The organism is Stenotrophomonas testudinis, from assembly GCF_024499815.1.
Lineage (GTDB): Bacteria > Pseudomonadota > Gammaproteobacteria > Xanthomonadales > Xanthomonadaceae > Stenotrophomonas.
The window spans coordinates 94859-109532 of record NZ_JAMOKY010000002.1; the positions used below are offsets into that span (position 1 = coordinate 94859).

At 66.3% G+C, this 14674-nt stretch carries 12 protein-coding genes; 7 read left to right on the forward strand and 5 right to left on the reverse strand.

What is annotated here, in order from left to right; translation table 11 throughout:
* Positions 1 to 2: 2 nt before the first annotated feature.
* Complete coding sequence (locus NQ204_RS01815; protein ID WP_116862298.1) at positions 3 to 1391, forward strand: cytochrome c; 1389 nt, start codon at positions 3 to 5, stop codon at positions 1389 to 1391.
* 46 nt (positions 1392 to 1437) lie between these two features.
* On the opposite strand, the gene NQ204_RS01820 is transcribed toward NQ204_RS01815, so the two are convergent.
* Both NQ204_RS01820 and NQ204_RS01825 read right to left on the reverse strand, forming a co-directional pair.
* Complete coding sequence (locus tag NQ204_RS01820) at positions 1438 to 2424, reverse strand: hypothetical protein (protein WP_256642902.1); 987 nt, start codon at positions 2422 to 2424, stop codon at positions 1438 to 1440.
* A gap of 183 nt (positions 2425 to 2607) precedes the next feature.
* Complete coding sequence (locus NQ204_RS01825; RefSeq protein WP_488192330.1) at positions 2608 to 2817, reverse strand: DUF2256 domain-containing protein; 210 nt, start codon at positions 2815 to 2817, stop codon at positions 2608 to 2610.
* A 12-nt stretch (positions 2818 to 2829) separates the two neighbouring features.
* On the opposite strand from NQ204_RS01825, the gene NQ204_RS01830 reads away from it, so the two are divergent.
* Positions 2830 to 4470 (forward strand): cryptochrome/photolyase family protein, encoded by a 1641-nt coding sequence (locus NQ204_RS01830; RefSeq protein ID WP_488192331.1) that lies wholly within the window; start codon positions 2830 to 2832, stop codon positions 4468 to 4470.
* 95 nt (positions 4471 to 4565) lie between these two features.
* Here NQ204_RS01830 and NQ204_RS01835 read toward each other — a convergent pair whose 3' ends face one another.
* A complete protein-coding gene (locus tag NQ204_RS01835; RefSeq protein ID WP_256642905.1) occupies positions 4566 to 6479 on the reverse strand; it encodes a M61 family metallopeptidase in 1914 nt (637 codons plus the stop codon).
* 168 nt (positions 6480 to 6647) lie between these two features.
* Here NQ204_RS01835 and NQ204_RS01840 point away from each other — a divergent pair, with 168 nt between their 5' ends.
* Together NQ204_RS01840 and NQ204_RS01845 are read left to right on the forward strand one after the other, a co-directional pair.
* Entirely contained in the window at positions 6648 to 7412 is a 765-nt protein-coding gene (locus NQ204_RS01840) for an EAL domain-containing protein (protein ID WP_256642906.1), read from the forward strand.
* Positions 7413 to 7488: 76 nt separating this feature from the next.
* The gene (locus NQ204_RS01845) at positions 7489 to 8829 is read left to right on the forward strand and encodes a DUF2254 domain-containing protein (protein WP_256642907.1); all 1341 of its coding nucleotides are present in this window, start codon (positions 7489 to 7491) and stop codon (positions 8827 to 8829) included.
* Between the two features lie 48 nt (positions 8830 to 8877).
* Here the strand turns inward: NQ204_RS01845 and NQ204_RS01850 are convergent, their stop codons facing one another.
* Both NQ204_RS01850 and NQ204_RS01855 read right to left on the reverse strand, forming a co-directional pair.
* Entirely contained in the window at positions 8878 to 10299 is a 1422-nt protein-coding gene (locus NQ204_RS01850; protein WP_256642908.1) for an MFS transporter, read from the reverse strand.
* A gap of 34 nt (positions 10300 to 10333) precedes the next feature.
* Positions 10334 to 11080, reverse strand: coding sequence for an SDR family NAD(P)-dependent oxidoreductase (locus tag NQ204_RS01855; RefSeq protein WP_256642909.1), 747 nt, complete (start codon positions 11078 to 11080; stop codon positions 10334 to 10336).
* 96 nt (positions 11081 to 11176) lie between these two features.
* On the opposite strand from NQ204_RS01855, the gene NQ204_RS01860 reads away from it, so the two are divergent.
* The 3 genes from NQ204_RS01860 to NQ204_RS01870 all read left to right on the forward strand — a co-directional run bounded on the left by NQ204_RS01860 (position 11177) and on the right by NQ204_RS01870 (position 14665).
* A complete protein-coding gene (locus NQ204_RS01860; protein ID WP_256642910.1) occupies positions 11177 to 12094 on the forward strand; it encodes a LysR family transcriptional regulator in 918 nt (305 codons plus the stop codon).
* Between the two features lie 73 nt (positions 12095 to 12167).
* Entirely contained in the window at positions 12168 to 13403 is a 1236-nt protein-coding gene (locus tag NQ204_RS01865) for an MFS transporter (protein WP_256642911.1), read from the forward strand.
* A gap of 14 nt (positions 13404 to 13417) precedes the next feature.
* Entirely contained in the window at positions 13418 to 14665 is a 1248-nt protein-coding gene (locus NQ204_RS01870) for an arsenic transporter (RefSeq protein WP_256642912.1), read from the forward strand.
* Positions 14666 to 14674: the final 9 nt, after the last annotated feature.

Genomic DNA, 14674 nt, shown 5'->3' on the forward strand with positions numbered 1-14674 from the left:
CCATGAAGAAGCTGTTCCTCTGGATCGCGGTGGTTGGCCTGGTCATGTTGCTGGCGGCCCTCGTCTGCGCGTTCGTGCCAACCAAGACCCGTGTACTGACGCAGGGCCCTGCGCCGGATGCTGCACTGATTGAACGCGGCCGCTACCTGGCGGCGGCGGGCGACTGCACCGCCTGCCACACCCGGCCGGGCGGAAAGCCGTTTGCCGGCGGGCTGCCGGTGGCCTCGCCGCTGGGCAACATCTACAGCACCAACATCACCCCGGACAAGGACACCGGCATTGGTGGCTATTCGCTGGATGACTTTGACCGCGCGGTGCGGCATGGCATCGCACCCGATGGCCGCACGCTATACCCGGCCATGCCCTACCCCTCGTATGCGCGCATCACCGACGAGGATGTGCGGGCGCTGCACGCGTACTTTTTGCATGGCGATATCGAGCCGGTCAAGGAAGCCAACAAGCCGGTTGAGATTACCTGGCCGCTGTCGATGCGCTGGCCGCTGGCCATCTGGCGCAAGACTTTCGCGCCGGAGGCGGATGCGGTGGCCTTCGATGCCGGCCGCTACGGCGACGCACAGCTGGCACGGGGCGCCTACCTGGTGCAGGGCTTGGGCCATTGCGGCAGCTGCCATACGCCGCGCGGGTTTGCGCTGCAGGAAAAGGCACTGGACGAATCCGGCGCTGAGTACCTGAGCGGCGGCCAGATCATCGACGGCTGGAATGCGGTGAACCTGCGTGGCAACCCCGCCGATGGCCTGGGCCGCTGGAGCGAGCAGGACATCGTGGACACATTGCAGACCGGCCGCAATGCCCACAGCACCGTGGTTGGCACGCCGATGTCCGACGTGGTGGTGCACAGCACGCAGAAGCTGACCGAGGAAGATCTGCGGGCGATGGCCGTGTACCTGAAACAGTTGCCGGGCAGCGGTCATGACCCCTCTTCGTTTGCTGCCAGCGATGCCACCGCGCGCAAGCTGCAGGCCGGCATCAACGACAGCCGCGGCGCCGAGCTGTTCGTGGACAACTGCGCAGCCTGCCACCGGACCGACGCCCTGGGTTACAGGAACGTGTTCCCGGCCATTGCGGGCAACCCGACCGTGCTGGCGGACGACCCTACATCGGTTGTGCGCCTGCTGATGCACGGCAGTGCGTTGCCCTCCACGGACAAACGCCCCTCCAACCTGGGCATGCCGGGCTTTGCCGAGCGCCTGAGCGATGAGGAAATCGCCCAGCTGGCGACCTTCATCCGCCAGGAGTTTGGCAACACGGCGTCTGCAGTGGATGCGGGCCTGGCCAGGAAGGTGCGGGCGCAGCTGCAGAAGGAGCAGAAACACGCTGCGGCCGCGCACGATCCAACCGATGCTTCTGACGATGAGGCGCCTGCCAGGTAAGCAGAGCGCCAGAGGTGTGGCGCGCCGGGATCAGCCCCGGCGCGCCTCAGAAGTAGAAGCCGATGTTGACGTTCAACCGGGAGCGCCACCGCGAGGGTCCGCCATCATCGATGCCGATGCCTTCGCCACCGGCAAACCACATGTCGCGGCCTGCAATCCAGTCGACGTAGGTGGTCATGATGCCCTTCTGCAGGCTGCAGCCGGTGACGTTCTGCCATGAGTCGCGGATGCCGGCGCCATGCCCCACCGGCCGCGCCATGCTGAGGTTGTTGTAGCAGGTCAGGTCATCGAGCCTGCCCTTTCGCGCAAACGAGTAGGCGACATTCGCGCTCGGCACATCGGCCTGCGCCGCAATCTCGAACGGCGCCTGGAAAGCGGACATGGCGATGCGCTCACCGGGGACGTCGTAGCGATAGCGCGCCCACTGCAGCTGCGTCGTCCAGCCATCGCGCTTCCACTGTGCGTGCAGTGCTGCGCCCTGGTGGCCATGATGGCGGCGCGTCTGCGTGTTCTGCACCTTTCCCGCAAAGGCCGATGCGCCCAGCAGCAGCTCGCCGCCTGCCCAGGCATGCGCCTGCTCTACCCGTGCATGCAATCGCTGCCGCTCGCGGTACGGCAGCGCATCGGTCTGCGCCACATCGAACGAGTAGCGGTCATAGCGGGCACCGGAGCCGTATTCGTCGCCGGAGAACCAGCCGAAGTGCCAAGTGGTATCACCACTGTTCTGGACCAGCACCAGGCCGGGGTCGTAGTCATCCTCGATGCCCAGGTAATAGCCAGAACCAAACCAGAAACTCTGCGAGACCGTAGGCAGCAGCCCGAACGGCACCTGCTGGATCCCGGCCTTCAACTGGGTCTGCTCGGAGAACTGCCAGCCGGCATAGACGTGGTGCACGGCGTGGAAGCCGTCGTACCAGCGGTACTGGGCGGAGAATGAAAAGGGGCCTGCCCCGGCGTCGAGGTCTGCACGCAGCAGTTCCAGCTGCAGGCGGCTGGTGGGCGCGTAATCGAGCCAGCCATAGTTGAATCGCACAGCACCACCGGGCTCGAAATAGGGCGCTGCATCCGGGCCGCGCCCTGATGCACTGGTCTGAAATGCGATACCTGCCAGCACGCTGGCGGCAATAAAAGAAAGGGCTTTCACTATGGCGCTACCGCCTCCCTACTCTGCGGGGAAAGCACACCATTCTGCTGCTTTAGCGATGAAGGTCGCGTCTTACGCCAGGGTCGGGCCAGGGCCCGGCCGCCCACGCTGGTCACGGCAGCGGTCCGAGCAGTAGCGCACGCTCTCCCAATCCCGCGCCCATTTGCGGCGCCAGGAAAATGGCCGGCCACCGGTCGCGCAGATCTTCTGCGGCAGGTCTGCTCGCTTCTTCATTTTTGCCATAGTCCCTCGCCTACGCGGCGAGGACGGAATCGGATGCATCCAGAGCGATCTTTGCCGCGTAGACGTTCACGTAGTCAACGCCCCTTCCACCATGAATCCGATGTCCCTGCCCTCGCCTTCCCAACCGATGCCACCTCGTCCGCTCGGGAGCGCCCCGTGACCCGCCTGCGCCTGGTGCTGGGTGACCAGCTCAATGCCGCCCACGCGTGGTTTGCCGAGCGATCGGATGAGGTGGTGTATGTGCTGATGGAGATCCGCCAGGAGACGGATTATGTGATGCATCACGCACAGAAGATCCTGGCCATCTTCGCTGCGATGCGCCGCTTCGCCGAGCAGTTGCGTGAGGCGGGGCACCGGGTCTGGTACCTGGCCATCGATGACCCCGCCAACCAGCAATCATTGCCCGCCAACCTGACCTGGTTGCTGCACCAGCACGGGGCCAGTCAGTTGGAATACCAGGCGCCGGACGAATGGCGACTGGATCAGCAACTGCGCGATTACGCAGCGCAGCAGGCCATCGCAGTGCGTTGCGTGGACAGCGAGCACTTCCTGACCACGCGCGACGAAGTGGCGCAGTTTTTCGGCAACCGAGGTGGCGAGCGCTGGACGATGGAGGTGTTCTATCGCCACATGCGGCAGCGCCATGGCGTGCTGATCGAGCCCGATGGCGGGCCCGGGGGCGGCCGCTGGAACTTCGATGCCGAGAACCGCAGGCCCTGGCCGGGCGACCCAGCCGAGCCGCCGGACCTGCGGCCCTGCCATGACCAATCCGCACTGTGGCAGACGATCCGCGATGCCGGCGTGGCCAGCTTTGGCGATCCCAATGCAGATGCCCTGCGTTGGCCGCTGGACCGCACCGAAGCTCTGCAGCAGCTCGACGCCTTCATCGAACATGGCCTGCCGCATTTTGGCGACTACCAGGATGCAATCAGTGCGCAGGCGTCGCGCCTGTTCCATTCGCTGCTGTCGTTTGCCTTGAACGTAAAGATGCTTTCGCCTTGGGAAGTGATAGTCCGGGTGGAGCTGGCGGGGCGCGAAGGCCGTGCGCCCATCGCGTCGGTAGAGGGTTACATCCGCCAGATCCTGGGGTGGCGCGAGTATGTCCGGGGCGTGTACTGGGCGCAGATGCCAGGCTACGAGCGCAGCAATGCCTTCGGCCATGACCGTCCGTTGCCGGAGTGGTTCTGGACCGGCAACACGCGCATGGCCTGCGTCCGCGCTGCCATCGGTCGCTCCCTTGCCAATGCGCATGCCCATCACATCGAGCGACTGATGGTGATCGGCAACTTCGCCCTGCTCGCCGGCCTGGACCCACATGCCCTGCACCATTGGTACCTGGGCATCTACATCGACGCGTTTGAGTGGGTGGAGCTGCCCAATACGGTGGGCATGAGCCAGTTCGCCGATGGTGGCCTGCTGGCGACCAAGCCCTACATCTCCGCCGCGGCCTACCTGCATCGCATGGGAGACCATTGCGGGCGATGCCCGTATCGCCAGAACCAGCCCACTGGCCCCAGGGCCTGCCCATTCAATGCGCTCTATTGGGATTTCCTGTCCCGCAACTCGGCGGCACTGAGCGGCAACCCTCGCCTGGAGATGCCCTACCGGCAGCTGGCGCGGATGCCGGCCAGCCGCCGCGACGCACTGGCCCAGCAGGCTGACGCACTGCGGCGCAACCTTGACGCGCTGTAGCCGTTCTGCGCGACGCAGCCAGTGCAGTCCAGCGCCCACACTCCAAGGCGCGTGGGCGTCGGACCGAGTATCCCCCTCCGTCCCACCCTGCCCCCTCAGCGGGGCGCCAGCAGCCTGGACAGGCGATCGGGCTGATCAGCCTGGCGCACAAGCCTCGGATAGCGCAGCGGACCGCGGTAATCCAGCACAACATTGGATGACTGCTGGTCCTGCTCGATCTCCAGCGCTACCGGGTGCTGCGCCGAGCGCCGGGCTGCCGCCAGCAGGCCGGCAGCGGTATAAGGCTCCCCGTTGACCTTGACGATGCGCGTACCGGCGCGCAGGCGGGCACGGAATGCGGGGCCGTTCCACACCACGCTGCGGATCACGCCGTTGTCGCGCGCGGCGATGCCGATGGAGTAGCTCAGATCGGACACGCCGGCCTCGTCTTCGCTCGCGGTGAAGGCTGCCGTCGGCGTCTCCGTGTACACCAGCTTCCAGCCCATTCGGTTCAGGCCTTGCTGCGTGTCCAGTTCATCGTGCGCGTCCAGCCAGCTGCGCAGTATCCCTGGCCAGTCGGCAGGCGCCACCGCATTCAAGGCGATGCACACATCTTCGAAAGTGTAGGTGCGCGTCGGACCGTCCGGCGTGGCGCCAGCGAAAAACCGTGCGGCGAAATCATCGATGCTGCGGCGGTCATGGGTCAGCTCGCGCAGCCGGGCATCCACCGCCAGCCAGAGCATGACCCCTTCGGAATAATAATCCCGCCGCCGCTGCCAGTCCCGCCACGGCACCGCCTGCCGCAGCATGAAAGCCGGATAGTTGACGTCGTCGGACAGCGGGCGCCATGCGCGACCAGGCCGATTGGCAATCTCCGCTGCCTCGATGGCAAGGCGGTCGCGCAGCTCGGCGGGACTGAACTGCCCCGCACGGGTAGCCAGCACCCGCCCCCAGAATTCGGTCTGCCCTTCGTACATCCACAGCAGGCTGCCGGACACCGGGACGTTCGGGGTGGGCGCCCAGAGATCGGCCGGCGTTCGGTGGAAGCCGTTCCAGGCATGGATGACCTCATGCGCGATCAGATCGCGGAACAGGATCTGATCGTCCCACGCTTGGAAGTGGGACGACGACAGCTCGTTTTCGCTCGAAGCACGGTGTTCGGTGCCACCGGTCGATCCCTCGTCACTGAGCCGGGCCAGGATCTCGTAGCGGTGAAACGGCGCGGGGCCGAAAACATACCGCATCTGCGCGACCAGCCTGCGCAGTTCGGCCACGCGCGCAGACGGCACCTCCAGATCGCCGGGACGCAGCGCGACGATGTCGAGCGATACGGGCGGCATGCCGTCGCCGTCCAACGGCACCCGTGCAGCATGCCGCCCCGCCAGCACGGGCGAGTCGAGCAGCGCCTCCAGCGATGTCGTCCGGAAGGCCAGGGTCGTCGCCTGGCTGCGCTCCGGCACCAACGAGGTGAAGGCACGCATCCCGGCGGGCAGTGTGAGGGTCGCCGCCATGGGGATGTTGCGCGCGTACCATCCGGCGGGATACACCACCAGGCGCTGCCACGGCACGCTGACGATGTCCGGCGTCAGCAGGTTGCCCGCGTTGACCATCTGGAACGTGACGTCGATCGCCAGCGTCCCTGCGGGAACCTGCACATGGAAAGCGTGTGGTTCGTACCCGTCCCGCTGCCATGCCAGCCGCTTGCCCGCCGCCGTTATCTGCAGCCCGGCCAGATCGGTGACCGTCAGGCTCGGCCCATGGCTGGCCGCCTCCCAGCGCGGATACAGCAGCGTCATCTGGCCCGCCCCGGCAACCGGGATGCGCTGGCGCACCGTGAACAGCCTGCGCTGCACATCCGTGGCGTCGACCTCGATCTCGATGACGCCGGAAAATGCCTGATCGACCGGCTGCGGCACCCGTACGGGCGAAGCCACGTACCGCGGCCCCGCATCGGAACGTGCAAAGGCAGGGCTGCAGACGCCTGCAAGCGCGAGGGCAACAAGCACAGCGGGTGACAACGACGGTTTCATGTGATTCCTGGGGCGACTGGCGACTCTTTGCCGCAGACAATGGCGGTGCGCCGCCAGGATCGCGCCTGCCCAAAGTAATCCGGCCCATGACGTGGCCACGGCGTACCTGCACCTGGCCTTGTCGGCGCAGTGGCTACACTGCCCTCCCTGCCGTCCAGAGAGCATTCCATGCCCACCCTCGACAAGCGAGCCGGGTGCGCCCTGTGCCGGGACGCCCCTGCGCTTGGATTCGATTTCAGCTATGCGTTCCAGCCGATCGTGGATATCCGTTCGCGCGCGATCTTCGCGCACGAGGCACTGGTGCGCGGCCCCGACGGCGGGTCGGCCCATTCGGTGCTGTCGCAGGTGGGTACGGAACACCAGTACGCGTTCGACCAGGCGTGCCGGGAGAAGGCAATCCGGACCGCGGCCTTGTTGCAGATGCAGTCCCTTCTCTCGATCAACTTCCTGCCCAACGCGATCTACCGGCCCGAGGTGTGCATCCGCTCCACGCTGGAAGCGGCGCGGCGCCACGGCTTCCCGATCGAGCGCATCATCTTCGAGACGGTGGAAGGCGAGGAAATCAACGACGGCAAGTGGCTGGCGGAAATTCTGACGGAGTACAAACGCATCGGCTTCAAAACGGCGATTGATGATTTCGGCGCCGGTTTTGCCGGGCTCAACCTGCTGGCCGACTTCCAGCCGGATATCGTCAAGCTGGACATGGCGCTGGTGCGCGGCATCCACCAGAGTCCGTCGCGTCGGGCCATCGTGGCCGGCGTGGTCGGGATGTGTGGAGAGCTCGGCATCGAGGTCATTGCCGAGGGCATTGAGTTGGCTGACGAGGCACGCTGCCTGTCCGATCTGGGTATCCGGTTGATGCAGGGGTATTGGTTGGGGCGGCCCTTGTTTGAAGACATCACGTCGGAGGCCGGGGTTCCATGGCCCTGCTGAGTGCTCTCGGCGGGGCCCGGCTGCGTAACGGCATTTTCGCTGTGCGCGTTTCTGCTGTCGGTTGGCTCATCCACGCATGGCGTGGATCTACTGGGTACTCTTCACCGGAACATGGCCGATCTGCGGAGCCTGCACGATGCTGACCCTATGGAAACTCTATCTGGGCCGGATGACGCGGCGGATGTGGTTCCGCTCAACGCTCTATGGTGCCATGGGCGTGGTCACTGCCCTGGCGGGCGCGTTCCTGAAGTTCCTCATTCCGGCCGGACTGGCCACGCGCATCGGTGCTGATTCGGTCGGGAACATCCTTGGCATCCTGGCCGCGTCCATGCTGACAGTTACGACGTTCTCGCTGTCGACCATGGTTTCGGCGTACGGCTCGGCCTCCAATAGTGCGACGCCCCGGGCTGCGCGCCTGCTGATCGAGGACAGCCGGGCGCAGGGCGCGCTGGCGACCTTCATCGGTGCTTTCCTGTTCTCCATCGTTGGGCTGATCGCGCTGAGCACAGGCCTGTATGGGGACAGCGGTCGGCTCGTGCTGTTCGGTGCGACGGTAGGCGTCATTGTGATCATCACCATCACGCTGCTGCGTGCCATCGAACAGTTCTCGCGGTTCGGCCGACTGGGGGAGACCATCGATCTTGTGGAACGTGCAACGCTGGCCGCAATGAAGCGCCGCGCAGCCGACCCACTGCTGGGCGGTGCGCCACCCCAGCCCGCCAGTGCCACCGCGATGCGGCTCTCGGACCAGCGCATCGCCTATGTGGAGCATATCGACATGGCGCGGCTGGAGGCCCTGGCCATGGAGAAGACCCTGCGCATCCATCTGCTCTGCCAGGTCGGTACCTTTGCCTCGCCGGACCGTCCGCTGATGGAGGTCGAGGGTGAGGTCAGCGAGGAAACGCGCCTCTTGCTGCTGGCGACGTTGAGCTGCAGCGATGCGCGGGCCATCGACGATGATCCGCGCTATGGCCTGGTCATCCTCTCGGAAGTGGGGCAGCGCGCAATGTCCGCATCCATCAACGATCCCGGCACCTGCATCGATGTGATAGGCACGTGCGTGCGGCTGCTGCACCGCTGGGCCGAGCTGCGCCAGGACGCTACCCACGCTGAGGTGCGATACCCGCACGTACACGTCGCCCCCTTGCAGGCCAGCGACCTGTTCGATGATGTCTTCACCCCCATTGCCCGCGACGCCGCAGGCTCATTGGAGGTCAACATCCGGCTGCAGAAGGGCTTTGCCGCGCTGCAGCTGGCGCCCGATCCGGACATCGCCCGCGAGGCGCGCAGGCATGCCCAACGGGCAATGGCCCGTGCGCTGGAGCGGCTGACCTTCGAGCCCGACCGTGAGGCGCTGCTGGCGTCAGCGGTGGTTCCAACGCCTCAGCCAAACGCACCCACAGCGGCAGGTCGATGATTGTTGCAGGTGCGCACCGGCCGCGGGCGGAGGCCGGCGCTCCGGGCTCTAAGCCAGGCCGACAGAGGCCGGTCGTGGGCGCGCAAGGCTGAGATACGCGGCGGCAGCCATTGCGATGGCGATCATCACGCAGGCCACCGCAAAGGCAATGCTGATTTCGCCGGACCCTGCCCCATCCGGTGCCAATGCGAAAAAAACCCCGCCCACCAGTGCGACGGAAAGCGCGGCACCCATCTGCATGGCCGCGGTGATCGCACCGGCGGCCAGGCCTGCCCAGCGCGGTTCCACCCGGTCAACATTGAGGCGCACCAGCGCCGGCAAGGCAATGCCCTGCCCGATGCCCAGCAGAAGCAGCGGCCCGACGAGCCAGCCGGGCTTGCCGTAGACAGCGAGGCCGGCAACGGCCAGCAGGGCCAGCGCTTCCACGCCCATGCCGAAGGCCGCAACCCGCACACCCAACCAGCGCGACAGGCGAATTCCACAGCTCGGACCAAGCAGTTGTCCGATGCCCAGCGGCAGGATGGCCAGGCCTGCGGAAAGCGCGTCGCGATGCAGGCCGGCTTGCTGGTACACCGCGAACGTCAGAAAGAACGCGGCCAATGCATAGAAGCACACAGCGGCAAGCAGTCCGCGTGGTAGGCCCGAGGCGATGGTGAGGGCAGACGGTGGCACCAGCGGTGATGCGCCCATGCGCTCCAGGTGTTTCTGGTACCGCCAGAACGTCGCGACCAGTGCCGGGCTGGCTGCCAGCAGAACCAGGCTCCACCATGGCCAGCCTCGCTCGCGGCCTTCGATGAGGGGGACCACCAGCGCGAGTGCGGCCAGCGCCATCAGCACGGCGCCCCGGTAGTCCATTGTCCGCGCGTGCCCTGCCCGCGTTTCGCGAACCAGCAGCAGGGCTGCGGGAGCGGAAAACACAATGACCGGAAGATTGATGAGGAAAACGCTGCGCCAGCCGAGGGTCAGCACATCCACCGAGACCAGCCAGCCGCCAAGCAACTGCCCGCCAACCGAAGCGATACCGAAGGTGGCGCCATACAGCCCCAGCGCGCGCCCCTTCTCTGCCGGGGGAAACAACGCGTGGATGGAGGCGAGTGACTGCGGCGCCATGACTGCCGCGGAAATACCCTGCAACAACCTGCCGGCCACCAGCATGGCGGCGGAGTCAGCCAGCCCGCAGATGGCCGACGCGAGCCCGAACCCCAGCATGCCACCGACGAAGGTGCGCCGACGCCCATGGATGTCACCCAGGCGCCCACCCAGGATGAGCGTGACGGCGTACGCCATGGCATACACCGACACGACCAGTTGGGTGACATCTGCCGATGCATGCAGATCGGCTCGGATGGTAGGCAGCGCCACGTTGACGATGAAGAAGTCCAGCGGCGGCAACAGCGTGCCCGTCAGCAGCACCGCCAGGGCCGGCCAGCGGCGCGCGTCATGCACGCCTGGGGTCTGATCCACGTTCACCGATTTCTCCTTGGGTGATTCAGACCTGCGCGTATCAACGCATGCCACCCGAGCCGAGAATGTTTTCGCCCGTCACCCAGCCCGCGTCCGCCGACGCGAGGAAGGCAACGATCGAGGCAATGTCGACCGCTTGACCGATCCGGCCCAGCGGTGTCTGCTGCTCGTTCCAGGTCTGGAAGTCCGAGCCCATCACGCCATTGGCATGCGTACCCTCGGTCTCGATCAGCCCGGGATTGACCGAGTTGACGCGGATGCCGCGCGGGCCCAGTTCGCGGGACAACACGCCGGTGATGGCATCGATGGCGCCCTTGGTGCCGGTATAGATGGCGCTTTCTGCCGGCAGCACGCGGGTGACCACAGAGCCGATATTGATGATGCTGCTGCCCTCGCCAAGGAACGGTACGGTGGCCCCGGTCACCAGCAGCGTGCCCAGCACGTTGAGGTCGAACTGCTGACGATACAGTTCCTCGGTGGTGTGCTCGATCTTGGCAAACCGGTACATGCCGGCGTTGTTGACCACGATGTCCAGCCTGCCGAAGCGGTCAAGCGCCGCCGCAACCAGCGCATCCACGTCGTTCTTGTTGCGGACGTCGGCGCGAACCGCGGCTGCAGATCCGCCGCCGGCCTCGATGTCCGCAACAAGGGCCGTGGCCGCATCTTCCGCGGAGGCGTAGTTGACCACGACGCGTGCGCCATCGCTGGCCAGGCGACGAGCAATGCCTGCGCCGATGCCCTTTGTAGCGCCGGTGACCAGTGCGACTTTTCCGTTCAGTGTGCCCATTGCGTGGCATTCCGATTCCTGCTGCCCCGGTATGGGGCGGGGAGTGCATGGTGGGCCTTGCAGGATTGCTTGGGCAGTGACACTGCTGCATAGTTCATGTTCATTTTTGAACGGGTGGGCCTGGCCGTGGAATGGAGTGACATCCGCGTTTTTCTGGCAGTGGTCCGCAGCCGCTCCCTCGGGGAGGCCGCCCGCAGCCTTGGCGTCAGTCACCCCACGGTGGGCCGGCGGGTCAAGGTGCTGGAAGACGAGGCCGAGCAGCCTCTGTTCCGCAGGACGAAGGACGGCTTGGTCCTGACCGACTCTGGCGATGCAGTGCTTGCACTGGCGGAGTCGATGGAGGCGTCCGCACTTGCAATGGAGAGGCGCCTGGCGGGACGCCAGGAGCGGCTGGAGGGAACCCTGCGGATCTCTTCGGCCGACTGGTTTGCTGCCTATGTGCTGGCGCCCAGCCTGGCCGAGCTGGCGCAGCGCCACCCGGGCTTGGTGCCGGAAGTCATCGCCAGCTACCGGCTGCTCGATCTGTCCCGCCGCGAAGCGGATGTTGCGTTTCGCATCGTGCCGTTCAGTGAACCGGATATCGTCCAGCGCCGGCTGATGACCATGCCTTATGGGCTGTATGGATCAGAGGCGACGGTGCGCGTGGTGGCAGAGGATCCGCGTGCGGCACGGCTCATCCTGATGAACTCGGCGCAGGCCCACTTCCCCGACGTGACTTGGCTGATCGAGACCTTCCCGCAGTCGAAACCGGCGTTCACCAGTACCAGCCGCAGCGTCCAGGCGCAGATGTGCGCCCGCGGTCTTGGTGTTGCGGTTTTGCCACGGCCGCTGGGTGAGCAGATAGGCGGGTTGCACCGCATTGACGGCTTCGGGCAGCCACCCGGGCGTGACATCTGGGTGGGCTACCACCAGGATCTGCGCCAGATGGATCGGTTGCGGGCACTGCTGGAGATCGCCGAGAGGTTGCTGCCGAACGCGTGCGCGGTGGCGAGGCGGCCTTCAGGCGCTGACTGATGCGTCGCGACGCCACATCGCCATCACGGCGAGGCGCGCATAACACTGCCGGCCTTCCCCTTCCAGCAGCCCCGTGATCGACCCCACCCCCGATGCCCCTGCGCGCCGGCGCGCAGAACGCGGCCTGGATGGCCTGAATTTCTTCCTGGCAGACGTGCGCGATGGGCTGGGCCCCTACCTGGCCATCTATCTGCTGTCGGTACACGATTGGCAGCCGGCCAGCATCGGTGCTGTCATGACGGTGTCGGCCGTCATCGGGCTGATGACCCAGACGCCTGCCGGGGCCTTGATGGACCGGCTCCACGCCAAGCGGATGACATTGGCCATCGCTGCCGTCCTGGTGACCGCTACGTGTCTGCTGCTGCCGTGGACGAAGAGCTTCGCGGTGGTGGCGTCTACCCAGGCGTTGAGTGCCGTGGCGGCCTCGGTGATTGCACCGGCCATTGCGGCCATTTCGCTGGGCGTCAGCGGGCCGCGCGCGTTTGCGCGGCGCATGGGGCGCAACGAGACCTTCAACCATGCCGGGAACGTGGTGGCGGCCCTGCTGGCCGGTGGCCTGGCCTACCTGTGGGGGCCGACGGTGGTGTTCTACCTTATGGCAGTGATGACACTGGCAAGCGTGGCCGCCACGGCTGCGATTCCGGGAGCGGCCATCGACGATGCGCGGGCGCGCGGCCTGGCTGACGAGCCAAGGCAGGCACACGCTCCCTCCCCCGCGCGGCTGCTGTTGCGGGATCGTCGGTTGCTGCTGCTGGCCTCGTGCAGCTGCCTGTTCCATCTCGCCAACGCGGCGATGCTGCCGCTGGTCGGGCAGAAACTGGCGATGAGCAGCCCTGGACTGGCGACCACGCTGACCGCCGGCTGTATTGTTGCCGCACAGCTGGTGATGATTCCGGTGGCGTGGCTGGTGGGCGCGCGTGCTGATCGCTGGGGCCGACGACCGCTGCTGCTGGCGGGTTTTCTGATCCTGCCGATCCGTGCTGTGCTCTACCCTCTGTCCGATGCCCCGGCCTGGCTGCTGGGCGTGCAGCTGCTGGATGGCGTCGGCGCGGGCATCTTTGGTGCGCTCATCCCCGTCATGGTGAGCGACCTGAGCGAGGGGACCGGGCGTTTCAACGTCACCTTGGGCGCGGTCACCACGGCATTCGGGGTAGGCGGTGCGCTGAGCCCGGCTCTTGCGGGGCTCATCGTGCAGCGCGAAAGCTATGATGCCGCTTTCCTGGTGCTGGCGGTGATCGCCACGGCGGCATTGCTGCTGGCGCTGAAGGTACCGGAGACACGGAGTGCGCCGGGAATTGAACGCTTATGAGGTCTGGTTAGTACATGCACGCTGAAGCTTCGTCGATCATCATCTGGGCCGCCGTGGCAGTGACCATTGCCGGCCTGTTGTTCCGCCCGTTGCGCATTCCCGAATACGTCTGGGCTGTGGCCGCCGCGCTGTTGCTGCCGCTGACCGGGTCCCTGCCGGTCGCCACCTTCGTGGCTGCGGTGGCCGAGGGCCAGGATGTCTACCTGTTCCTGGTGGGCATGATGCTGCTGGCCGAGCTGGCACGGCGCGAAGGGGTGTTCGACTGGTTGGCGCTGTATGCGGTGCAGCATGCGGCCGGCTCGGGGCGGCGCCTGTTCGATCTGGTGTTCCTGGTCGGCACGGTCGTGACAATCCTTCTGTCCAACGATGCCACGGCGGTGGTGCTTACTCCTGCGGTGTACGCGGCATGCCGGGTGGCCGGGGTCACGCCCCTGCCCTATCTGTTCGTCTGTGCATTCATCGCCAATGCCGCCAGTTTTGTGCTGCCCATTTCCAACCCTGCCAATCTGGTGGTATTTGGCGCACATATGCCGCCCCTGCTGGAATGGTTGAAGCAGTTCGGGCCCCCTTCGCTGGCCGCCATCGCCGCCACGTATGCCGTGCTGAGGGTGCTGTACCGGCGCGAGATCGCCCAGCCGATTTCGGTTTCGCCAGCGCAGCAGCCGCTTTCGCGCGGGGGCCAGCTGGCAGCGGCGGGTGTGGTGTTTACCGGGACGGTGCTGGTGGTCACCTCCGCGCTGAATGGACGTCTGGGGCTGATGACATTCTGTGCCGGGCTGCTGAGCGTGGCCGTCGTAGCCCTGGCGCAACGGCGCAGCCCCCTGCCGCTGCTGCGCCATGTGTCGTGGAGCGTGCTGCCGCTGGTGGCGGGTCTTTTCGTGCTGGTGGAGGCGGTGGCGCAGACCGGGGTGATCCAGCAGGCGGCGGATGCACTGGAGACCCTGGCGCGCAGCTCGACCAGCCAAGCCGGCTGGGTTGCAGGCGTTGCCGCCGCGCTGCTCAGCAACGTGGCCAATAATTTGCCGGTAGGCCTGGCGGCCGGGTCCGTGGCGCAGGCGGTGGATCTGCCTGCGCAGGTGCGTGCCGCATTGCTGGTCGGCGTGGACCTGGGGCCCAACCTGTCCGTGACCGGCTCCCTTGCCACCCTGCTGTGGCTGGTTGCGCTGCGACGTGAGGGCGAGCACGTGGGCGCCCTGGATTTCCTGCGTGTGGGCATCCTGGTGATGCCCCCCGCCCTGATCGGTGCGTTGCTGCTGTTGTGACCGCGGGTG